Genomic DNA, 21,718 nt, shown 5'->3' with positions numbered 1-21,718 from the left:
CAAAGCCCTCTGACAGATGCATATTTTTCGTTTTTTAACACGACGCGCTTAGCGTGCCCTAAGGGGGCAATCCAAAGATGGCGCGGGCCAAATCCAAGAACCGTCGGATCATCGAGTTCATCCTCGGCGTGGCCGTGCCGGGCCTGTTGACGATCGCCGCCACCACGTCGGTGGTGTTCATCGGCCTTGGCCGCATGGCCGACGAGGTCAACACCCTGGAGGCGCAGCACGCGGTGCGCGCGGCGAAAACCGCGATGGCGAGCGCGCTCGAGCGCATTCGCGTCGGCCATGACGAGTACGCGCTCTGGGACGACGCCGTCCGCAACCTCTACGGCACGCCCAATACGGCCTTCGTGCAGGAGAACATGCGGGACGCCACCGAGGCGGCCAATCTCTTCGACACGGCGTTCCTGATCGACGAGCATCACCGCACGTTGGCGGCCTTCCGCAACGGCCAGCCGCTCAAGGGCGGGGTCGAGGATTATATTGGCCCCGGCCTGCAGTTGATGATCGACCACATGGATCCGGCAACCGCCAGCAAAGGCGCCCGCGTGAGCTTCATCGGCTCCACATGGGGCGCCCTGGCGGTCGCCGCCGGGCCTGTGCTGCCCTATTCGGAGGACATCGAACCGCCGTCCGGCGAGATCCGCATCCTGGTTCTGGCGACCACGATCGGTCCGGCGATGATCACCAAGCTCGGCCGCGACTTTGCCCTGCCCGACCTTCACATGACCCCGAGCCTGTCCGGCCAGGGCCAGGTCCTGCCGATCAACAACCCGCTCGGCAAACCGGTCGCCGCGCTCACCTGGAGCGCCCGGGCGCCCGGCAACCAGGCCTACGCCAACGCCCTGCCGCCGGCCCTCGGCGTGCTGGCCCTCCTCGGGATCGTCATGACCTTCCTGATCGGGGTGTCCTGGCGCAACATGCAGTCCACCTACCGGGGCGAGCAGAACGCCCTCTTCGCATCGCTGCACGACCCGCTGACCGCGCTGCCGAACCGGGCGGCCTTCCAGGCGGCCCTCGACCGGTCCTTCGCCAGCGCGGACGGCCCGGAGGTCACGGTCATCTTCCTCGACCTCGATGGCTTCAAGGAGACCAACGACACCTACGGCCACGAGACCGGCGACAAGCTGCTGCGCGCCGTCAGCGACGCCTTCCGCAAGGCGGTGTCGGCCTCGGGTCTCCTGGTGCGGCTCGGCGGCGACGAGTTCGCCGTGGTCATCACCGGACCGGAGTCGACCCTGCGCGGCCGGCTCGTCTCGGACCGCATGCTGCACGCCCTGGAAGAGCCGTTCGACATCGAGGGGCGCGTGGTGCCCGTGGGCACATCGATCGGCATCGCGACCTCGCAGGTCGGCGAGTCGTCGGCCGTGGAGCTGGTTCGGCGCGCCGACGTGGCCATGTACGCCGCCAAGGAGGGCGGAAAGCGGCGCGCGGTCGTCTACCGCGCCGATCTGGACCAGCGCCGGGCGGAACGGACCGCCATCGCCTCCGCGCTCAGAGCCGCGCTCGCCGCGGGAGACCTCTCGGTGGTCTACCAGCCGCTGGTCGATGCCCGCACCCGGACGCTCGTCGGCGTGGAGGCCCTGCTTCGCTGGACCCCGCCGGGCGGGGAGCCCGTGTCGCCGGCCGACTTCATCCCGATCGCGGAGGAGACCGGCCTCATCGACGACCTCGGCCGGTGGGTGCTGCGCAAGGCCTGCGAGGACGCGCTCGCCTGGTCCGGCCTTCGCGTCTCGGTCAACGTGTCGCCGGCCCAGTTCCGCAACCCCAACTTCGACACGGTGGTGCGCGATGTGCTGACCGAGACCGGCCTGCCGGCGAGCCAGCTGGAGATCGAGATCACCGAGACCTTCCTGGTCGCCAATCCGGACCGCGCGCAGCACATGCTGGCGGCCGTCCGCCAGCTCGGCGTCACCGTGGCGCTCGACGATTTCGGCACCGGCTTCTCGTCGATCGGCTACCTCCGCCGCTTCGCCTTCGACAAGGTGAAGATCGACCGGTCGCTGGTGGCCGGCACCTGCGACGACCTGGCGATCCAGAAGCTCGTCCACGCCACGATCGCGGTGGCAGACGCCCTCGGCATCCGCGTGGCGGCGGAAGGCATCGAGTGCGCCGCCGAGGCGCGGCTGCTGGCGGAAGCCGGCTGTCACGAACTGCAGGGCTTCTATTTCGCCCGCCCGATGGCGGCGGAGGAGATCGGCTTGCGTTGGATGCTGGTCGCGCCGCCCGAACGGCGTCTGCGCCAGAACGGCAAGCTGCCGCAGATCGGGCTTGCAGCCGGAGCGTGATGGCGGCCGGGGCGCGATGGTGGTCGATCGAGGCGGCAGGTCGACCGGCCGCGCCCGGCCTTCCCGGTCCGGCTTTCCGCGCTCAGGGGTCCAGCTCGGTGTCCCAGTAGAGGAAGTCCAGCCAGCTGTCGTGCAGGAAGTTCGGCGGGAAGAGCCGGCCGTTGTTGTGGAGGTCCTGCACGGACGGGGCGAAGGGATGCATGTGGAGCATCATCCCGGCCTCGCCGACCGTCTTGTTGGCTTTCCTCAGATTGCAGGGCGAGCAGGCGGTGACGACGTTCTCCCAGGTGGTCTGGCCGCCTTTGGAGCGCGGCACCAGGTGGTCGAACGTCAGGTCTTCCCGGGATCCGCAGTACTGGCAGCTGAAACGGTCGCGGAGGAAGACGTTGAACCGGGTGAAGGCGGGGTGACGGGACGGCTTGACGAAGGTCTTCAGCGAAACGACGGAGGGAAGTCTGAACTCGAAGCTCGGACTTCGGACCACGAGGTCGTATTCGGAGACGATGTTGACCCGATCCAGAAAGACAGCCTTGATCGCGTCCTGCCACGACCACAGCGACAGGGGATAGTAGCTCAGCGGACGGTAGTCCGCGTTGAGTACCAGCGCCGGATGCGCGTCCGGCGAGACGGCAATCGTCACCTCACGCTCTCCTCGACCGAATCCTGAAAGGAACCTCCAGGAGCGCCCGCGATAATGTATAGCGTCTGTGTCAGGCCTGTGAAGCGTGTGATTCGCCCGAAGTCCGCTTTGTCACAGACACGTGTGCCGGTCAGGCAACGCCTTTCGGCCTCATTCCTCCGCGTCCGACGCCTTCTCCAGGAAGCGGTGCCAGGCGCGCGTCGGCAGCACCCGCTTCAGCACCGCCAGCGTCTTCGTCGGCTGCGTCACCCGGTAGACCGGGCGCGGGCGCGGGCTCTCGCAGGCCTCGATCAGGCAGGCCACAACGGCCTCCGGCGGCAGCTTGAAGCGGGTCGCCCCACCCCGCGCCATCCGGGCGAGCCGGCGCTCGTAGACGGCCTTGTGGGCCGACCCGGCGATGTCGATGGTCTCGTGGAAGCGGCGCATGGAGGCGGCGACGAAGTTGGTGGCGATCGGCCCCGGCTGGATCGACACCACCGCGATGCCGGTGCCCTTCAGCTCCATCCGCAGGGTGTCGGTCAGCCCTTCCAGCGCGTGCTTGGAGGCGATGTAGGCGCCCCGGTATTTCATGGCGATGAAGCCGAGGATAGACGAGCATTGCACGATGCGCCCGCCACCCCGCGCCCGCATGGCCGGGATCAGCCGGCAAGTGAGGTCGTGCCAGCCGAACACGTTCGCCTCGAACTGGGCGCGGAGCACATCGGTCGTCAGGTCCTCCACGGCGCCCGGCTGGCCGTAGGCGCCGTTGTTGAAGAGCGCGTCGATCCGCCCACCGGTGGCGGAAAGCACCGCCTCGGCGGCGGCGGCGATCTCGGCGGGGCGGGTGTAGTCGAGCCGGAGCACGGTGACGCCGGGAAGGGCGCCGACCCGCTCCGCGTCCGCGTCGGTGCGCACCGTGGCGAACACCCGCCAGCCGCGCGCCGCCATGTCGCGGGCGGCGGCAAAGCCGATGCCCGACGAGGCGCCCGTGATGAGGATCACTCGCTTGTCGTCCGCCATGGTCCGGTGGTCTCGCGCTTGGAACGGTGAGGGGAAGGGGCTCAGGAGAAGGCGTCGCGCAGGTCGAGCGTGCTCCGCGCGCCGATGGCGTCGAAATGCCGTTCGAGGAAGTCGAGGGCGGCGGCCCGGCCGATCTCCTTCAGGTCCTCGAAGAAGGCGAAGGACGTGTCGAGCCGGGTGGACGCCGAATAGGCCGCGAGCGCGTCCGCCCCGTCGATCCGGTGCACCCGGTTGGTCTGGTAGCGGCTGGTGTCGAGGCGGCCTTCCTCGTTCATCCGGTTGACGAAGTCGATGGCGCGCAGTTCGCGCAGGAGCGAGCCGTTGAAGGTGATCTCGTTCACCCGCTCCACGATCTCCTCGGCGGAGCGCGGCAGGTCCGGCCGCTCGATCGGGTTGATCTGGACGAGCAGGATGTCGCCCGACCGGGTCTCGCCGAAGAAGGGGAAGAGCGGCGGGTTGCCCATGTAGCCGCCGTCCCAATAGTGCTCCCCGTCGATCTCCACCGCGTGGAACAGCATGGGCAGGCAGGCGGAGGCCATCACGGCGGCAGGCGTCAGCTCGGCGTTGGAGAAGACGCGGATCTTGCCCGTCCGCACGTTGGTGGCCGAGAGATAGAGCTTCAGGTCCGGGCAGGCGCGGAGCGCCGCGAAGTCCACCTGCTCGCCGATCAGGTCCTGAAGCGGGTTGATGTTGAGCGGGTTGAAGTCGTAGGGGCTCGCCATCCGGGCGAAGAGGTCGAAGAAGGGCAGCTTCGGCACCTTGAAGGGCATCGGCCAGGCGCCGAACCAGGTTTCCAGGAGCGTCGTCCGCGGCCCCGCCACGCGCCCCTCCAGGCTGATGCCGCGCCAGAATCGGTCGAGGGCGAGGCGCGCGCCCGGCCGCCCGCCGGTGGCGTAGCCGGCCGCCATCACCACCGCGTTCATGGCCCCGGCGCTTGCCCCGGAGATCGCCTCGAAGCCGATCCGGTCGTCTTCCAGGAGCGCGTCGAGCACGCCCCAGGTGAACGCCCCGTGGGCGCCGCCGCCCTGGAGCGCGAGGTTGACGGTCTTGCGGCCGGCGGGCGTCACGAACGCCCTCCCCGGCGGTGCCGGACGGACGCGCCGGCGGACGCGCCGGTCATTGGGCGGTCCACCCGCCGTCGACCGGCAGGATGGTGCCGGTGATGGAGCGTGCCGCGTCGGAGGCGAGATAGACGGCGAGCCCGGCGATCTCGTCCACCGTCACGAAGGCCTTGGTGGGCTGGGCGGCGAGGAGGACCTGCTCCTTCACCTCCGTCTCGGTCATGCCGCGCGCCTTCATGGTGTCGGGGATTTGCTTTTCCACGAGCGGCGTCCAGACATAGCCGGGCGCGATGGCGTTGACCGTGATGCCGTCGCGGGCGACTTCGAGGGCGACGGTCTTGGTCAGCCCCGCGATGCCGTGCTTGGCCGCCACATAGGCCGACTTGTAGGGCGAGGCCACCAGCGCGTGGGCGGACGCGGTGTTGATGATGCGGCCCCAGCCCTGCCGCTTCATCAGCGGGATCGCCGCCCGGATGGTGTGGAAGGCGGCGGTGAGGTTGATGGCGATCACCAAGTCCCACTTCTCCGCCGGAAACTCTTCCACCGGGGCGACATGCTGGATGCCGGCGTTGTTGACGAGGATGTCGAGCCGGCCGAAGGCGCTTTCGGCAAGGCCGATCAGGGCGGCGATCTCCGCCGGCTTCGACATGTCGGCCGCCGAATGGAGCACGGTGACGCCGGTCTCGGCCGCCAGATCCGCGCGCGTCCGCTCGATCGCGTCCGGGTCGCCGAAACCGTTGAGGATCACGTCGGCGCCCTGGCGGGCGAAGGCCGTGGCGATCGAGAGCCCGATGCCGGAGGTGGATCCCGTCACGATCGCCGCCTTGCCGTCAAACATGGCCATCCTCCGTCCGAACCGTTGCCGCAGGTGCGCGAACACTATGACGCACTGCACACGGAAGGCCAGCCCCAGCGCTTCCCCTTCCGGTGATCGGACCGGCGCCGGTGAAGCGGGTCGGTGCTCTTCGGCCGGCACCGCGACCGGCTTGGGCATCGGCGGACTTCCACCGCGCCGGAGGGATGGCTATATGAGAGGGACACCGGACACCCCGCGGAAGGCGCCCGCTCTTGCACGGTCACGACGATCACGACCACCAGGTCTGCCGCCACGACGCCCTCGACCGGGTGGAACGGCGCTGCGAGACGCTCGGCCTGCGCATGACCGCCCAGCGGCGTCAGGTGCTCGACGTGCTGCTCGCCCGCCACGTGCCCATGTCGGCCTACGAGATCATCGACCACATCGCCGACCGCAGCCGGCGGCCGAGCCCGATCTCGGTCTACCGGGCGCTCGACTTCCTCGTCGCCAACCGCTTCGTGCACCGGATCGAGAGCCGCAACGCCTTCCTGGCCTGCAGCCACGACCACGGCGAGGCGAGCGCCGAGGCGGCCGTGGTCTTCCTCCTTTGCGAAAGCTGCGGCGTCGCCGTGGAGGCGGAGGACGCCGGGCTCGCGCCCGTGCTCGATCGCATGGCCGCCGCCTCCGGCTTCCAGGCGACGTCGGCCGTCCTTGAAATGCGCGGCCTCTGCGCGCGCTGCCAGCTCGAGGGCGCGACGCGGCGCCCGGAACCTGCCCTGACCCTCGGAGACGACGAATGACCGACTTCACCGCGCCCCAGCCGCGCCGCGCCTCCGTCGGCGTGCGGGTGGGCTCCGTCCTGGTGGGCGGGCCGGCACCGATCGTCGTCCAGTCGATGACCAACACGGACACCGCCGACGTGGACGGCACCGTGGCGCAGGTCGCCGCCCTCGCGCGTGCCGGCTCGGAGCTCGTCCGCATCACCGTCGACCGGGACGAGAGCGCCGCGGCGGTGCCGAAGATCCACGAGCGGCTGCTCCGCCTCGGTCTCGACGTGCCGCTGATCGGCGACTTCCACTACATCGGCCACAAGCTCCTCGCCGACCATCCGGCCTGCGCCGAGGCGCTCGCCAAGTACCGGATCAACCCGGGCAACGTCGGCTTCAAGGACAAGAAGGACAAGCAGTTCGCCGACATCATCGAGCTCGCCGCCCGCTGGAACAAGCCGGTGCGCATCGGCGTCAACTGGGGCTCGCTCGACCAGGACCTGCTGACCTACCTGATGGACGAGAACCAGGCCAAGGGCTTCCCCATGTCGGCCGCCGACGTGATGCGGGAGACCATCGTGCAGTCCGCCATCCTGTCGGCGGAGCGGGCCGAGGAGATCGGCCTTCCGCGCGACAAGATCATTCTTTCCGCCAAGGTCAGCCAGGTGCAGGACCTGATCGCCGTCTACACCGAACTGGCGAAGCGCTCCGACCACGCCCTCCACCTCGGCCTGACCGAGGCCGGCATGGGCACCAAGGGCATCGTCGCCTCGTCGGCCGCCATGGGCATCCTGCTGCAGCAGGGCATCGGCGACACCATCCGGGTGTCGCTGACGCCGGAGCCTGGCGGCGACCGCACCCGCGAAGTGCAGGTGGCGCAGGAACTACTGCAGGTGATGGGCTTCCGCGCCTTCGTGCCGGTGGTGGCCGCCTGCCCAGGCTGCGGGCGGACGACGTCCACCGTGTTCCAGGAGCTCGCCAAGACCATCCAGGACCAGATCCGCGAGGCCATGCCGGTCTGGCGGGAGACCTATCCGGGCGTGGAGGCGCTGAAGGTCGCCGTGATGGGCTGCGTGGTGAACGGGCCGGGCGAATCCAAGCACGCCGACATCGGCATCTCCCTGCCGGGCACCGGCGAGGCGCCCGCCGCGCCGGTCTTCATCGACGGCCGCAAGGCGTTGACGCTGCGCGGCCCGCGCATCGCGGAGGACTTCCAGGCCCTGGTCCTCGACTATATCGAGAAGCGCTACGGCCGGGCCGCCGCCGCCGGGGCCGCCGTGCCGGAGACCGAGACGGCCGCCTGACGGCGGACCGGCCCCGGGCGTCCCGGCGCGCGGTCGATCGGGATCGTCGCAAGGCGGGATCGTGGTACGAAAGTCGCATCGGGAGCGACGCGGCCGGCTCGTGCCGCCGCGGTTCGCCACCCGATCGACAGGAGCTCCCGCATGGACGTCGCCGTCTTCAACACGAAGCCCTACGACCGGCGCTACCTGGAGGCGGCCAATACCGAAGGCCGCCACAGCTTCCTCTTCCTGGAGCCACATCTCTCGATGGAGACCGCGGTGCTCGCCAAGGGCCACGCCGCCGTCTGCGTCTTCGTCAACGACAGGCTGGACGCGCCCGTGCTGACGCGCCTCAACGACAGCGGGGTCAGCCTGATCGCACTCCGCTGCGCCGGCTTCAACAATGTCGACCTCTCCGCGGCCAAGGCGCTCGGCCTCACCGTCGCCCGCGTGCCGGCCTATTCGCCGCACGCGGTCGCCGAGCACACCATCGCCCTGTTGCTCACCCTCAACCGGCGGATCCATCGGGCCTACAACCGGGTCCGCGAAGGCAATTTCGCCCTCGACGGCCTGATCGGCTTCGACCTCCACGGCAAGACGGCCGGCGTGGTCGGCACCGGCAAGATCGGCGCGCTGGTCGCCGGCATCCTCCAGGGCTTCGGCTGCCGGGTGATCGCCCACGACGCCTATCTCAACCCGGCCTGCGAGGCGGCGGGCGTGGAGTACGTCGATTTTCCCACCCTCTGCCAGGAGAGCGATGTCATCACGCTGCACTGCCCGCTCACGCCGGACACGCACCACCTGATCAACGCCGAGGCCATCGGCCGGATGAAGCGCGGGGTGATGCTGGTGAACACCAGCCGCGGCGCGGTGATCCACACCGCCGCCGTGCTGAAGGGCCTGAAATCCGGCGCCATCGGCGCCGTGGCGCTCGACGTCTACGAGGAGGAAGGCGACTTCTTCTTCGAGGATCTTTCCAACCGCTACATCGGCGACGACCTGTTCGCCCGGCTCCTCACCTTCCCGAACGTGCTGATCACCGGCCACCAGGCCTTCCTCACCGACGAGGCGCTGACCGCCATCGCCGAGACCACGGTCGGCAACATCACCGCCTTTGAGACAACCGGGAAGGCGCTCTTCCCCGTGTCGGTGGAAAAACGCGGCTGAGGGTTCAGCGCCGGCGGGCGGCCACGAAGGCGGCCGTCGCCTTCAAGGTCTCGCCGGCCGGCCCATAGGGATCGAGGAGGCCGACGGCCTCGTCCACCAGGTCCTTCAGCGCGCCGCGCGCGGCCTCCACGCCGATCAGCGAGACGAGCGTGCCCTTGCCGGCGGCGGCGTCCTTGGCGGTCGCCTTGCCGACGGTGGCGGCGTCGCCGGTCGCGTCGAGGAGATCATCCGCAAGCTGGAAGGCAAGGCCGAGGATCTCGCCATAGCGGACGAGCCGCGCCCGCTCGTCGTCCGCGACCCCGGCGAGGCGCGCGCCGGCCTCGCAGGCAAAGCGGATCAGCGCGCCCGTCTTCATGGCCTGCAGCCGGCGCACCGCGTCGGCCCCGAGCGCCAGGGGCGCACCGCCGTCGAAGCGGCCTTCCGCGGCCAGATCCAGCATCTGGCCGCCCACCATGCCGCCGAGCCCTGCCGCGCGGGCGAGCGCCCGAACGAGCGCCAGGCGCACCGCGGGGTCCGGGTGGACGGCGTCGTCGGCCATCAGATCGAAGGCGAGGGTGAGGAGGGCGTCGCCGGCGAGGATCGCCGTCGCCTCGTCGTAGACCTTGTGGACGGTCGGCTGCCCGCGGCGCAGGTCGTCGTCGTCCATGGACGGCAAATCGTCGTGGACGAGCGAATAGCAGTGAACGCATTCGAGCGCCGCCGCCGCCCCGAGCGGATCCACATCCGCTCCGGTGCCGAACAGACGGGCGGTCTCCACCACCAGGAAGGGCCGAAGACGCTTGCCGCCGGCCAGCACCGCGTGCCGCATGGCGGCCGTCAGGCGCGGCGGGCGGAGCATCTCGCCGGCACGCGCCTCGTCGGCGAGCACCGCCTGCAGCCGCTCCTCCACGGCGGCCGCCACCGCGGCGAGCCGCTGTTCGAACCCGGGATCCTGCATGGTCTGGTCGCCTCCGTTCCGGCGTCGCAGCCGTGCCTCAACGGCGGCAGAAGGTCAAGCGAGCCGCGGGCGGCGGAGGCGGGTCTCGGCGGTCGGCGCGGCATCTGGCGCCTCATCGGGCTGCAGACTGGCGCGGAATGCGGCAGGCGGCCAGCAGGTCCGGACGAAGGGGTCGCGAAACACCGGGCGAATCGGCCAAGCCCGCGCTTGGCCCCGTGCTTGCATCGAGACGGGCGTGCAGAGCGTCTAGGGTTCCGGTGGCCGTTGGCCATGCTGGTCCGAGAGACGCACTCCGGACGGGCCGCAAGGTCCGTCGGCAACGGAGACACGGCGGGACAAAATCCCGGGAGGTCACTGCACCAGGGTTTGCCGGCGCAAACCTGACCTCCCGTTGGTGCGCCCGCGCGAACCCTTGATCTTGAACCACCGGCGATCCCGCCGACCCGAGACGAGGGCAGAGCATGATCCGGACCGTGACTTCCTTCCTGACCGCCGCCGCGCTGGGCGTCGCCCTGACCGCCGCCGCGCCGGCCCCCGCCTTGGCCGCGCCGAAGACCGACTTCAAGGTCTGCTGGTCCATCTATGTGGGCTGGATGCCCTGGGGCTATCTCGCCGACAGCGGCATCATGAAGAAGTGGGCGGACAAGTACGGCATCACCGTCGAGATCACGCGCATCAACGACTATGTGGAGAGCATCAACCAGTACACCGCCGGCAGTTTCGACGGCTGCACCATGACCAACATGGACGCGCTGTCCATTCCGGCCGGCGGCGGCGTCGACACCACAGCCCTCATCGTCGGCGACTTCTCCAATGGCAACGATGCGGTGATCCTGAAGGACAAGACCGGCCTTGCCGACATCAAGGGCCAGTCGGTGAACCTCGTGGAGCTCTCCGTCTCCCACTACCTGCTCGCCCGCGGCCTCGACACGGTGGGGCTCAGCGAGCGCGACATCACCGTCGTCAACACCTCGGACGCCGACATGGTGGCGGCCTTCGGCACCGCGGACGTGACGGCGGTGGTGACCTGGAACCCGCTGGTGGCAGAGATCCTCGCCATGCCAAGCGCCGCCACGGTGTTCGACAGCAGCCAGATTCCGGGCGAGATCATAGACCTGATGGTGGTCAACACCGAGACGCTCGCCGACAACCCGGCCTTCGGCAAGGCGCTGGTGGGCGCCTGGTACGAGGTGCTGGGGCTGATGCTCTCCGACACGCCGGAAGGCAAGGCCGCCAAGGAGGCCATGGCCGAGGCGTCCGGCACCGACGTCGCCGGCTTCGACGCCCAGCTCGCCTCCACCAAGCTGTTCGCCACCCCGGCGGAGGCCTCGGCCTTCATCAAGAGCGCCGACCTGCCGAAGACCATGGACGTGGTGCGCACCTTCCTGTTCGACCACGGCATCCTCGGCACCAATGCCGAAAACGTGGACGCGGTCGGCATCGCCTTTGCAGACGGCTCCATCCTGGGGTCGGCCGGCAACGTGAAGCTCCGCTTCGACCCGACCTACACCGACATGGCCGCCGCCGGCGGCCTCTGAGCCGGTCGCTCGCCGGGCGGCTGAAGAGCCGTCCGGCCCCCGGCGGCCACGGCCTTCCGCCCTCCCCTCTCCGTCTGCCGCACACGCGCCGATGCGGCTCGTCAACGCCCGCCCGTCGAAAGGCTCCGCGCTCGCGCTTGCGACGCTGCCCTTCCTCGTGGTCGGCACCCTCTACGTGATGGCCTCCATGGACCGGCTCGCCGTCAATCCGGACGACAAGCTGCTGCCCTCGCTCGGCCAGATGGGCGCCGCCTTCCACACCCTGGCGGTGGTGCCGGACCGGCGGTCGGGGACGCTGATCCTCTGGGCCGACACGACCGCGAGCCTCGTCCGCCTCTTCAGCGGCGTCGGCATCGCGGCGACCGTGGCTCTCACGCTCGGGATCGCGCTCGGCTTCATCCCGCGGGTGAAGGCCACTCTCGGGGCCTTCGTGGCGGTCGTCTCGGTGGTGCCGCCGCTTGCCGTGCTGCCCGTCCTCTTCATCGCCCTCGGCCTCGGCGAGACCGCCAAGATCGCCCTCATCGCGCTCGGGGTCGGGCCGGTGATGATCCGCGACGTGGCCCAGCGGGTGGCCGAGATCCCGGCCGAATTGGTGGTGAAGGCGCAGACCCTCGGCGGCAACACCTGGACCATGATCCTCCGTCTGGTGCTGCCGCAGGTGATGCCCCGGCTGATCGTGGCGGTGCGCCTCGCGCTCGGACCGGCCTGGCTCTTCCTGATCGCCGCCGAGGCGATCGCCTCCACCGAGGGGCTCGGCTACCGCATCTTCCTCGTCCGCCGCTATCTCTCCATGGACGTGATCCTGCCTTACGTGGTCTGGATCACCGTCCTTGCCGTCGGCACCGACTGGCTCCTGGCCCGCCTGTCCGCCGCCGCCTTCCCCTGGGCCCACCCGCGGGAGGCCCCATGAGCCGGCTCGTCGTCAAGGATCTCGCCAAGAGCTATGGCGAGACTCGCGTCCTGGAGCGGGTGTCCGTCACGGCGGCGCCGGGGGAGTTCCTGTCCCTCGTCGGCGCGTCGGGCTGCGGCAAGTCCACCTTCCTCAAGATCGTGCTCGGCCAGGAGACCGCGACCGCCGGCACGCTCACCGTGGACGGCCGGCCGGTGCCGCCGGAGCCGACCACGGACCGGGGCATCGTCTACCAGCGCTATTCGGTCTTCCCGCATCTCACCGTCCGCGACAACCTGGTGCTGGTGGCGGACCTGAAGCACGGCGGTCCGCTTGCCCGGGTGTTCGGCCCGAAGCGCCGGACGGCCCGCGACGAGGCCGACGCGCTCCTGGAACGGGTGGGACTTCGCCACGCCGCCGACCTCTACCCGGCATCGCTCTCCGGCGGCATGCAGCAGCGGCTCGCCATCGCCCAGACCTTGCTCGGCCGGCCGAAGATCCTCCTCCTCGACGAGCCGTTCGGCGCCCTCGACCCGGGCATCCGGGTGGAGATGCACGCGCTTCTCCTAGAGATCTGGGCGGAGCACCGCATGACCGTGCTGATGGTCACCCACGACATCGGCGAGGCCTTCAAGCTCGGCACCCGCGTGCTCGTCTTCGACAAGGTGCGCCGCGATCCGCAGTTTCCCGGCGCCTATGGCGCCACCATCACCTACGACCTGCCGCTCGACCGCAAGACCCGGCCGGCCGCCCCGACGGACGCGGGGGTCATCCCCGGTCCCGTGCTTCAGAGGAGTGCCTGATGTCCCGCCCCGCCCCCACCCGCGCCCACCGCCGCGCCGGACCGGCCGCAAGGCCGGCGCCGAGCCGCCGGCACCATCCGAACTTCGCCATCAAGGAGATGCAGGGCTGGAAGGCCATCGAGAAGGAGGGCGCGCTGCCGGAGGACGGCTGGCGGGCGGAGCAGAAGTGGGCCCTGGAGATGGGCCTGCCCGGCGCCGACATCCTCACCGACAAGTCGATCCCGACCTTCGCCCGCGGGGAGTTGCCGCATTTTGCCGGCATCAACACCTTTCTGAAGGCGCCCTACGTGGAGAACGTGCGGGACGTCGGCAAGTATGACGCCGCCGTGGTCGGCATTCCGTTCGACTCGGGCACCACCTACCGGCCGGGCACCCGCTTCGGGCCGCAGGGCATCCGCCGCATCTCGGCGCTCTACACGCCCTACAACTACGAACTCGGTGTCGATCTGCGCGAGCAGATGACGCTCTGCGACGCCGGCGACGTGTTCACAATCCCGGCGAACCTGGAGAAATCCTTCGACCAGATCACCCGCGGCGTCAGCCATGTGGCGTCCTCCGGCGCCCTGCCGATCATGCTCGGGGGCGACCATTCGATCGGCTTCCCGTGCGTACGCGGCATCGCCGACGTCACGTCCAAGCGGATCGGCATCATCCACTTCGACCGCCACATCGACATCCAGGAGAAGGATCTCGACGAGCGGATGCACACGACGCCCTGGTACTGGGCGACCAACCTGCCGAACGTGTCGGCCACCAACCTGGTCCAGCTCGGCATCGGCGGCTGGCAGGTGCCGCGCTATGGCGTGGCGGAGGCGAGGAAGCGCAACACCAACGTGCTGACCATCGACGATATCGAGAAGATCGGCCTTGAAAAGACGGCCGAAATCGCCCTGGAACTTGCCTGGAAGGATGCCGACGCGGTCTACATCTCCTTCGACGTGGACTCGGTCGACTGCGGCTTCGTCCCGGGCACCGGCTGGCCGGAGCCGGGCGGTTTCCTGCCGCGCGAGGCACTGAAGCTCCTCGGGCTCGTCACCGCGCCGGGCATCTGCGGCCTTGAAGTGGTGGAGGTCTCGCCGCCTTACGATACCTCTGACATTACGGCGCTTTTCGGCGTGCGCGTGGTGGTGGAGGCGCTCGGCTCCATGGTGGCCCATGGCACCATGGGCAAGCACAAGGCGATCATCGACAAGCCGGTGAGTTTCTGACCATGCACCGCGGCCACGACCACGATCATCACCATCACCCCCACGCCGGCGGCCATGCCGGCCATGGGGCTCAGCCGGCCCATCCGGTGCCCGGTTCCGTCGGCCACAACGCGCCCGGCGGCCGGGCGGTGCAATGGCAGACGCCGCACTTGCCGCACGAGCCGGCCCCGGCGGCCGACCCGCGGACCCTCGACCTCGACCTGGTCGAGGCCGCCTTCCTGGAGGGATTCGGCCGGGCGCCGGACCCGGTGAGCTTCCTGCGGCTCGCCGGAGTGCCCTTCGTCGGCGAGGACGGCGACGGCCGGCGGCACCATCTCCTCCGGGTGGAGACCGCCGACACGATGGATGTGGGCGCCGTCATGCCGCTCCTTGGCGGCGAGGGGGTTCGCTACGATCCGCTGCCGGCCAAGCTGACGTCGCGGCGGCGGACCCTCCAGTTCGCCTACCACGACGGTCGCCAGGTGGTCCGCCTCGACTTTTCGGCCGCCCGCCGGCTCGCCGACCGCACGGACGCGGCCATGGTCGCGTTCGATCCGCCGACACCCTGATCCGGCAGGAGTCTTGCATCCCGAAATCGCCCGCGGATCTCCCCCGGAAGGAGCCGATGGGCAGCCGGACCCGGTCGGATTCGATCCCGCGCGGATCGCCCACCGCCGCCGTCCGGACGACGTAACACCAAGGAACTGCACATGAATCGTCTCGCCTCGCCCACCCTTGCCGCCCTTCTTGCCGTCGTGCCGACGGTCGCGCTCGCCCACACCGGCGGCGACCATGTGCACGGCTTTGAAGCCGGGCTTTCCCATCCGATTCTCGGCGTCGACCACCTGCTCGCCATGGTGGCGATCGGCCTGGTGTCGGCCCGCGCCGGCGGCGCCTTCCAGCTGCGCGTGCCGGCCGGTTTTCTCGGCGGCATGGGTCTCGGCGCGCTGCTGGCCATGGGCGGCGTGGCGATTCCGTTTGCCGAACAGGGCATTGCCGGATCGCTGGTGATTCTCGGTGTGCTTCTGGCGGTGTCCGTCTCGGGCGTCGGGACGGCGGGCGCGCGCCTTGTGGCGCTCGCCGGCCTGTTCGGCTTCCTGCATGGGTTCGCCCACGGCACCGAGGTGCCGGAGAGCGGCTCGGGCCTCGCCTACGCCGCCGGCTTCCTTCTGACGACCGCCGGACTGCATACGGCCGGCGTCCTGGCGGGGCGGCAAGTGCTTGAAAAGACGATGGTCTGGCGTGTGGGCGGGGTCGCCCTCTCGGCCGCCGGCCTCGCCTTCGCCACCGGCGCCGTCTGATGGGAGAAGCGCGTCGGCGCCGTCAGGGTCCTGAGGCGCGCGCCCTTTCGGCGGCAATCCGCTCCTCCGTCCAGCCGGCCAGGGCCGGCTGGATCGCCCGGCTGCGGGCGGTGGTCCATCGGCTTTTGTCGGTGCGGGCCGGTCGGCTCTGATCCGGCAGGGAAACCGGCGGCCGGAGCGGGAAAAAGCGAATCGATGGAACGCCTTACTGGTCGCTTTCCGGGCGGCTTCGCGGCGCGCCCGGGCGGCCGTTCAAAGCGGCAGCGCCGTGGAATGCTTGACCTCTTCCATCACCGGATAGGTGTGGGTTTCGCGCACGCCCGGTAGCGCCATCAGGACATCGGACAGAAAAGCCCGATAGGCCTCCATGTCTCTGACACGCGCCTTCACCAGATAATCGAAGCCGCCAGCGATCAGATGACACTCCAGGACCTCAGGCGCCCGGCTGACGGCCGCGTTGAACTGGGAGAAGACCTCCGGATTCATGCGATCGAGCTTGATCTCGACGAAGACCAGCAGTCCGCGCTGCAGTTTTACTGGATCGAGACGGGCGGTATAGCCTTGGATGTAACCGTCGCGGGTCAGCCGCTTGACCCGTTCGGCGGTCGCGGTGGGGGACAGGCCGACCTTGTCGGCGAGTTCCAGGTTGGTGATTCGCCCGTCCAACTGGAGGGCGGACAAGATTTTCCGGTCGATCCGGTCGAGGCCGGGGATCTCCGGATCGGTTCGGCGATTGAACCGTTCGGTGGTTGCGGTACTCACGGCGGCAGGCCCTCCTCCGGCGGCATGACGGCGGCCGAATGGTCCATCGTGACCCGGCTTTCGCCAGGCGGCTTCCTTTCACGAAGGACAGTCCGAAAAGACAGGACACCAGTCCGCAACCTCAAGCCTTTCAAAGACTTGCAGCGCGCAGCCAGCCTTCCCCCGGGCTCGTCCCTCCCCTCCCCGCGCGGGCTCTCGTTGACGTCGGCACGCTGCGGGAAGGATCAACCAACCACGAACCGAAGCGCTTGGCTATGCGACACGTCCATCCATGGGGCCGAATACGGACTGAATACGGAATGGGACGGACGGTGGTCGTGCGGATGCGGCGCGGGACGCCAAGCCGTTTCGGCGGCAAAGGATGTACGCCGGAAGGGGGCGCAAGATGGAGCCGATGTAGCCGGGACGTAGCGCCAATGGAGTGCCGATGGAGCGCCGTTGTCGCGCCGTTGTCGCGCGGAAGGAGCGGCCATGTTGTGGCTTGTAGCCCGGATGGCGCGCCATGAAGGGCCGTCGGTCGCCGTGATCGCGTGGATCGCCGGAGGACCGCGCGTCGCCCTCGGCCCCCGCGTCGACAGACGACAGAGGCGCGTCATGGGAGCGCGCCGTGCGGCCAAAAAAAACAGGCCGGAAAATCCGGCCTGAGTTTGGGAGGAAAGGTCAAGAGAAGCGCCGCCCGTGGGTCGCCTAGCCGATCTGTGAGGGAAGGACCCGAGAGCAACTCTTGTCATCAAGGTCTCATGTTGCCTCTTTTCGTGCCACGCCAAATGTTGAGCGAGACTTGCCTCATTATTGAGCAGGGCGGCCGACGAGAGGCTGGCGGTCGATGGATGGGCCGGAATGGGTTGACCCGGAGGGCCCGTTGCGGGTTGATCGGCGGGGCGAGCGGGACGGGCGATTTCCCCCTCAAGCGGGGACCGGTCGCGGTGGACGATCGGGTGTGCGTGGGACAGGCGAGACCATGGCCAGGAGCATCGAGGAGGCGGACGCCCCATCCGAAGCCGAGACACCGCCGCCCGCGGCCCGGCGCCGCACCCGGCGTCGGCGGATCCTCGGGCGGATCGCCCTGGTGATGGCGGCGATCGTCGCGCTGCCGCTGCTGCTGGTGCCGGTGCATGCCCTGGTGAGGCCGGTCTCCACGCTGATGCTCTACGACCTGGTGACCTTGTCGGGCTACACCCGGACCTGGGCGCCCTTGGACAGCATCTCGCCCCACCTAGTGCGCTCCGTGGTGATGAGCGAGGACGGACGGTTCTGCACCCATGGGGGCGTCGACTGGGACGCGCTTGGCGCCGTCCTGGAGGCGGCGAGCGAGGACGGGCCGGCGCGCGGCGCCAGCACGGTGACCATGCAGACGGTGAAGAACCTCTACCTCTGGAATTCCCGAAGCTATGTGCGGAAGGGCCTGGAACTGCCGCTGGCGCTCTACGCGGACCTCGTCTGGTCCAAGCGGCGCACCATGGAGATCTACCTCAACATCGCCGAATGGGGGCCGAACCTCTATGGCGCCGAAGCCGCCGCCCAGGCCTATTTCGGCAAGAGCGCCAAAGCCCTTTCGCGCCGGGAGGCGGCCCTGATGACGGCCGCCCTGCCCAACCCGATCGCCCGCAATCCCGCCAAGCCGACCCAGCGCCAGAGCCGGATCGCCCGGCTGGTGGAGCGCCGGGCGACCCAGGCAGGCGCCTATACGGACTGCCTGTTCGACAGGTGAGCGCGGCGGGCCATCGGGCAAGCGAAATCGCCGCGAGGCCACTGGCCAACGGCCTGGGATGTCTGTATAAGGCGCGATCTTTGGAAGATTGAGCGTCTCCGGCGCCGCGGCGAAGCCGTGCGCCTTGCCGGTGACCGGACGACGATGGAGTTGAGACATGGCAGTCCCGAAGCGAAAGACGTCACCGTCGAAGCGCGGCATGCGCCGCTCGGCGGACGCCCTCAAGCGCCCGGCCTATGTGGAAGACAAGACCTCGGGCGAGCTGCGCCGCCCGCACCACGTGGACCTGAAGTCCGGCATGTATCGCGGCCGGCAGATCCTGGAGCCCAAGGAGACGGTCTGACCGTCTTCGGAATATCGGCGCACCTGTCCGGCGGCCCCGCACGGGGCCGAACCGAAGGCGCGGTCGGTCATCCAGAAGAGCTCCGATACCGCGGCGCGGCTGTTAGAGGCCGAATGGCGACAGCGGGATCGTGCAGTCGAAACGAGCCGGCGTTCGCGCCGGCTTTTTCGTGTTCGGAGATCGGCCAGGGGCACCGATGGCAAACCGGCCCCGGTTTCGCCATCCTGTCGGTTCGAAACTCCACTATGGTTCGGGACGACCGCTTCGGAAGACCGTCCGCGGCGACCGTCCACGCGGGCGACCATCCGCACAGGCCACCGGTTCGGGCGACCGGCTCGGACGGCCCCATGCTCAACCGGGACTTGCCACGATGATCGGAACGCTGCCGCTCACCCTCGTGCCGCTGATCGTCTATAACATCTTCGCCTTCCGGCTGATCGGCCTCGACGCGGGCGACCCGTGGCTGATGCCGCTCCTCACCGTGGAGATGCTGTCCGGCGCCCGCTTCACCCTGACCTCCGGCGACGTCCTGGTGATTCTCGCCATCGCGCTCCTCTTCGGCGAGGTGATCAAGGCGACACGGATCGGCGCCGCCACCCTCGGCGACCATTTCCTCTCCATGCTGGTCTTCGTGGTCTACCTCGTCGAGTTTCTCACTGTGCCGGTGGCGGCCCATTCGGTCTTCGCCATCCTGATGGTGATCGCCTTCATCGACGTGGTCGCGGGCTTCTCGGTCACCATCCGCACCTCAAGGCGCGACATCGGCATCGGCACCCGCGACCTTTGATGCCCGGCGGCGCAGGCTTGGCACGACGGCGCCTCGGTCGTACCGAATCGGGACGCCCAGCGTGATGTGCGGACGCTAGAGCATACTCCGATCAAGTTGCATGACTTGATCGATGAGAGAATGCTCCAGCTGATTGTATCTGGAGCGATTCCGTGTCGACTTGACGCGTCCGTCAGGTGGACAAGCGCTCTAGCGGGACAGGCAGGATAGAGACCGTTCGGCCGCTTCGGATCAGGCCGACCGGGACGCCAGGAAGCCGGGCTCCAGGTCGCTGCCGAGCCGCTCCGCCGCCCGGTAGGCCACGACGGCGCGCGGGGCGACGGCCCGCGGATCGCGCCGATGGCGGCGCTCGCCGGTTTCGCCCTCCACCATCTGGCCGGCGATGAGCTGGACCAGATAGGGGGCGGCGGTGTCCCGGTGCGCGGGCGCCGGGGCGCCGTGGGAGACGCGCGGACCGGCCGGCACCAGGGCGCGCCCGGCGGGCGTCTGCGACCGCTGGTCGTTCGCGCGGCTGTCGGCCGCCGCCCCGTTGGCGCCGACCGAACGGCCGGCGGCAGCCCGGCGATGATCGGCCCCAAAGGGAGCGGCGCCACCGCGCATCGGATCGAGACCGTGAATCATGGCCGGCGCCGCCTTGCTGCAATCTGTCCCGGAACGGGACGGATCGGTTGATCATCCTCATCCATCGCAAGTCCGGGACCAGCCCGAGGTTCCGGCGGGCCCGGCCTGTTGGTTCAGCGTTAAGGCCGGCGCGCTAAGCCGGACGAGGGGACTGCCGATCCCTTCGCCACCCTTGAGACGAGAGCGCCCCTGAATGACCGCATGGACCCAGCCCCGACCGGACGAGGCCGACGCCGGCACCCGGACCGCCGTCAGCCGGCGCCGCAACCGGACACCCGGCGCGCTCGGCTGGACCGCTTTTCTCGGGGAACTCGACCGCACGCTGGAGGACCTCGTCCGCGACCGCACCGGCGTCGCGGGTCTTGCGATGATCGCGGTGGACGACGGCGCGGGCCGGATGGACCCTGAAACGGCAGATAGGGTGCGCGAGGCGATAGGCCAGCGCATCGCCGGCCGGATGCGCGGCGGCGACGTGCTGGGACAGGGCGCGGACGGCGCCTTCGTCGTGCTGTTGCGGGACTGCCCGGAACCGGCGCTCCACGTGGCCGCGGAGCGTTTTCGCGACACCGTGAGCGAGGAGCCGGTGCCGCTCGGCGACACGCTGGTGCAGGCGACCGCCTCGGTCGGCGTTCTGTTGATCCCGCGCCATGCCCGCGATCGGGAGACCGCGCTCGCCCGCGCGGCGGCGGCGCTGGCCGACGCCCGGGCCGAGGCGCCCGGCAGCATTCGCCTGCACGATGCATTGCCCCGCGAGGAGCGGCGGCAGGGCTGAACGGACGGGTCGGCCGGCCGGGATCGGCTGGCCGCCGGTGGCCGGACGGCCGCGGCGCCACAGGATCCATCCGCGAAAAGACGAGACGCAACGGGATCGGCACGCCTAGAGCGCTTTCCGACCTGATGGACTCATCAGGTCGATAAGAAATCGCTCCAGATACAATATCCTGGAGCATTGTCTCATCGACCAAGTCTTTCAACTTGGTCGGACAATGCTCTAGACGAAACACGCCTCGAACCGGGGGAACCGGCCGAGGCGTGCAAGGGTCATGGGCATCGTCCGCGAAGGCCCGATGCGGCCGGACCTTCACCGGCCTTCACGAACGGGGCGTCACTTCTCCGGCGCGAGCTGGTCCAGGCGCTTCTGCATGGCTTCCAGCTGCTTCTTCAGGGCGTCGAGGTCGTCGGAGCGCGGCGCCTGGGCGGCCTTGTTCGCCGCCTCCATCTTGGCCTGGCCGTCGGCGTCGCCGCTGAAGGGCAGGAACATGCGGAAGGCGCGCTCGAAGATCTCGGTGTTGCGCCGGATCGTCTCGTCCATCGCCTCGAAGGCGGGGCCGGCGCCGAACGCCTGCCCGAGCTGCTGGCGGAACTTCTCCTGCTCGCGCGTCAGCTGGCCCATGGAATGCTCCAGGTAGCTCGGCACCAGGGTCTGCATGCTGTCGCCGTAGAAGCGGATCAGCTGGCGCAGGAAGGTGATGGGCAGCAGATTCTGGCCCTTGTTCTCCTGCTCGAAGATGATCTGCGTCAGCACCGAATGGGTGATGTCCTCGCCGGTCTTGGCGTCGAACACCACGAAGTCCTCGCCGCCCTTCACCATGCTGGCGAGATCCTCGAGCGTGACGTAGGTACTGGTGCCCGTGTTGTAGAGTCGCCGGTTGGCGTACTTCTTGATGATGGTCGGATCGTCGGACTTGGCCATCGGTTTCATGTCGCCCCCTTGGGGTTCTTCGGGTTTGTTTGTCTCCGCTGCCCGACCATTTTGGCCGAACGGGTCTCCCACCCGGATGTTAGGGGCTTTTGTGCGGCGCGGCCATAGGATTCACGCATGAGACGCGGGTTGT

The 21,718-nt window shown here is 69.3% G+C and carries 22 protein-coding genes and 1 riboswitch; of the genes, 14 read left to right on the top strand and 8 right to left on the bottom strand.

Annotated elements, in window-relative coordinates; all coding sequences use genetic code 11:
• Positions 1–77 precede the first annotated feature (77 nt).
• Positions 78–2,291: a putative bifunctional diguanylate cyclase/phosphodiesterase gene (locus tag BUQ68_RS12560; protein ID WP_075216310.1), complete on the top strand. Its 2,214-nt coding sequence runs from the start codon at positions 78–80 to the stop codon at positions 2,289–2,291.
• An 82-nt stretch (positions 2,292–2,373) separates the two neighbouring features.
• Here BUQ68_RS12560 and BUQ68_RS12555 read toward each other — a convergent pair whose 3' ends face one another.
• The 4 genes from BUQ68_RS12555 to BUQ68_RS12540 form a co-directional block, all read right to left on the bottom strand.
• Positions 2,374–2,931, bottom strand: coding sequence for an HNH endonuclease (locus BUQ68_RS12555; RefSeq protein ID WP_075216309.1), 558 nt, complete (start codon positions 2,929–2,931; stop codon positions 2,374–2,376).
• Positions 2,932–3,081: 150 nt separating this feature from the next.
• Positions 3,082–3,930, bottom strand: coding sequence for an SDR family NAD(P)-dependent oxidoreductase (locus tag BUQ68_RS12550; RefSeq protein ID WP_075216308.1), 849 nt, complete (start codon positions 3,928–3,930; stop codon positions 3,082–3,084).
• A gap of 41 nt (positions 3,931–3,971) precedes the next feature.
• Entirely contained in the window at positions 3,972–4,997 is a 1,026-nt protein-coding gene (locus tag BUQ68_RS12545) for a patatin-like phospholipase family protein (protein ID WP_075216307.1), read from the bottom strand.
• 49 nt (positions 4,998–5,046) lie between these two features.
• Complete coding sequence (locus tag BUQ68_RS12540) at positions 5,047–5,829, bottom strand: 3-hydroxybutyrate dehydrogenase (protein ID WP_075216306.1); 783 nt, start codon at positions 5,827–5,829, stop codon at positions 5,047–5,049.
• Between the two features lie 230 nt (positions 5,830–6,059).
• On the opposite strand from BUQ68_RS12540, the gene BUQ68_RS12535 reads away from it, so the two are divergent.
• The 3 genes from BUQ68_RS12535 to BUQ68_RS12525 all read left to right on the top strand — a co-directional run bounded on the left by BUQ68_RS12535 (position 6,060) and on the right by BUQ68_RS12525 (position 9,004).
• A complete protein-coding gene (locus BUQ68_RS12535) occupies positions 6,060–6,587 on the top strand; it encodes a Fur family transcriptional regulator (protein WP_075216305.1) in 528 nt (175 codons plus the stop codon).
• A complete protein-coding gene (gene ispG, locus BUQ68_RS12530) occupies positions 6,584–7,858 on the top strand; it encodes a flavodoxin-dependent (E)-4-hydroxy-3-methylbut-2-enyl-diphosphate synthase (RefSeq protein ID WP_075216304.1) in 1,275 nt (424 codons plus the stop codon). The genes BUQ68_RS12535 and ispG overlap by 4 nt, the downstream gene beginning before the upstream one ends.
• Positions 7,859–7,999: 141 nt before the next feature.
• Positions 8,000–9,004, top strand: coding sequence for a 2-hydroxyacid dehydrogenase (locus tag BUQ68_RS12525; protein ID WP_075216303.1), 1,005 nt, complete (start codon positions 8,000–8,002; stop codon positions 9,002–9,004).
• Between the two features lie 4 nt (positions 9,005–9,008).
• Here the strand turns inward: BUQ68_RS12525 and BUQ68_RS12520 are convergent, their stop codons facing one another.
• A complete protein-coding gene (locus BUQ68_RS12520) occupies positions 9,009–9,941 on the bottom strand; it encodes a polyprenyl synthetase family protein (RefSeq protein ID WP_075216302.1) in 933 nt (310 codons plus the stop codon).
• A gap of 235 nt (positions 9,942–10,176) precedes the next feature.
• Positions 10,177–10,293: riboswitch (guanidine-I (ykkC/yxkD leader) on the top strand.
• A 112-nt stretch (positions 10,294–10,405) separates the two neighbouring features.
• On the opposite strand from BUQ68_RS12520, the gene BUQ68_RS12515 reads away from it, so the two are divergent.
• The 6 genes from BUQ68_RS12515 (at position 10,406) to BUQ68_RS12490 (ending at position 15,659) form a co-directional block, all read left to right on the top strand.
• Entirely contained in the window at positions 10,406–11,479 is a 1,074-nt protein-coding gene (locus BUQ68_RS12515) for a putative urea ABC transporter substrate-binding protein (RefSeq protein WP_075216377.1), read from the top strand.
• Positions 11,480–11,570: 91 nt separating this feature from the next.
• The gene (locus tag BUQ68_RS12510; protein WP_075216301.1) at positions 11,571–12,389 is read left to right on the top strand and encodes an ABC transporter permease; all 819 of its coding nucleotides are present in this window, start codon (positions 11,571–11,573) and stop codon (positions 12,387–12,389) included.
• Positions 12,386–13,171, top strand: a complete 786-nt coding sequence (locus BUQ68_RS12505; RefSeq protein WP_075216300.1) for an ABC transporter ATP-binding protein — start codon at positions 12,386–12,388, stop codon at positions 13,169–13,171. The genes BUQ68_RS12510 and BUQ68_RS12505 overlap by 4 nt, the downstream gene beginning before the upstream one ends.
• Positions 13,171–14,379 carry an agmatinase family protein gene (locus tag BUQ68_RS12500; protein WP_075216299.1) on the top strand — a complete coding sequence of 403 codons (1,209 nt, stop codon included), beginning with the start codon at positions 13,171–13,173 and terminating at the stop codon, positions 14,377–14,379. Before BUQ68_RS12505 ends, BUQ68_RS12500 begins: the two co-directional genes overlap by 1 nt.
• A 2-nt stretch (positions 14,380–14,381) precedes the next feature.
• Positions 14,382–14,927 (top strand): hypothetical protein, encoded by a 546-nt coding sequence (locus BUQ68_RS12495; RefSeq protein ID WP_075216298.1) that lies wholly within the window; start codon positions 14,382–14,384, stop codon positions 14,925–14,927.
• Between the two features lie 141 nt (positions 14,928–15,068).
• Positions 15,069–15,659 (top strand): HupE/UreJ family protein, encoded by a 591-nt coding sequence (locus BUQ68_RS12490; RefSeq protein ID WP_075216297.1) that lies wholly within the window; start codon positions 15,069–15,071, stop codon positions 15,657–15,659.
• Positions 15,660–15,911: 252 nt separating this feature from the next.
• Here BUQ68_RS12490 and BUQ68_RS12485 read toward each other — a convergent pair whose 3' ends face one another.
• Positions 15,912–16,373 carry an Lrp/AsnC ligand binding domain-containing protein gene (locus tag BUQ68_RS12485; RefSeq protein WP_075216376.1) on the bottom strand — a complete coding sequence of 154 codons (462 nt, stop codon included), beginning with the start codon at positions 16,371–16,373 and terminating at the stop codon, positions 15,912–15,914.
• A gap of 1,009 nt (positions 16,374–17,382) precedes the next feature.
• Between BUQ68_RS12485 and mtgA the strand changes: the two genes are divergently transcribed.
• The 3 genes from mtgA to BUQ68_RS12470 all read left to right on the top strand — a co-directional run bounded on the left by mtgA (position 17,383) and on the right by BUQ68_RS12470 (position 19,262).
• Complete coding sequence (gene mtgA / locus BUQ68_RS12480; protein WP_083656533.1) at positions 17,383–18,132, top strand: monofunctional biosynthetic peptidoglycan transglycosylase; 750 nt, start codon at positions 17,383–17,385, stop codon at positions 18,130–18,132.
• A 157-nt stretch (positions 18,133–18,289) separates the two neighbouring features.
• A complete protein-coding gene (rpmF, locus tag BUQ68_RS12475; RefSeq protein ID WP_075216296.1) occupies positions 18,290–18,475 on the top strand; it encodes a 50S ribosomal protein L32 in 186 nt (61 codons plus the stop codon).
• Positions 18,476–18,845: 370 nt separating this feature from the next.
• On the top strand, positions 18,846–19,262 hold the full coding sequence (locus BUQ68_RS12470) for a hypothetical protein (protein WP_075216295.1): 417 nt from the start codon (positions 18,846–18,848) through the stop codon (positions 19,260–19,262).
• A gap of 231 nt (positions 19,263–19,493) precedes the next feature.
• Here the strand turns inward: BUQ68_RS12470 and BUQ68_RS12465 are convergent, their stop codons facing one another.
• Entirely contained in the window at positions 19,494–19,883 is a 390-nt protein-coding gene (locus tag BUQ68_RS12465) for a hypothetical protein (protein WP_075216294.1), read from the bottom strand.
• A 193-nt stretch (positions 19,884–20,076) separates the two neighbouring features.
• On the opposite strand from BUQ68_RS12465, the gene BUQ68_RS12460 reads away from it, so the two are divergent.
• On the top strand, positions 20,077–20,655 hold the full coding sequence (locus tag BUQ68_RS12460; RefSeq protein ID WP_075216293.1) for a GGDEF domain-containing protein: 579 nt from the start codon (positions 20,077–20,079) through the stop codon (positions 20,653–20,655).
• 333 nt (positions 20,656–20,988) lie between these two features.
• Here BUQ68_RS12460 and phaR read toward each other — a convergent pair whose 3' ends face one another.
• The gene (gene phaR / locus BUQ68_RS12455; protein ID WP_075216292.1) at positions 20,989–21,576 is read right to left on the bottom strand and encodes a polyhydroxyalkanoate synthesis repressor PhaR; all 588 of its coding nucleotides are present in this window, start codon (positions 21,574–21,576) and stop codon (positions 20,989–20,991) included.
• Between the last annotated feature and the right edge of the window lie 142 nt (positions 21,577–21,718).

The sequence above is a fragment of the Mongoliimonas terrestris genome (assembly GCF_001927285.1).
GTDB lineage: Bacteria > Pseudomonadota > Alphaproteobacteria > Rhizobiales > Pleomorphomonadaceae > Chthonobacter > Chthonobacter terrestris.
The sequence above is the reverse complement of the archived record's forward strand: the minus strand, read 5'-3'. Positions and strand labels throughout refer to the sequence as shown.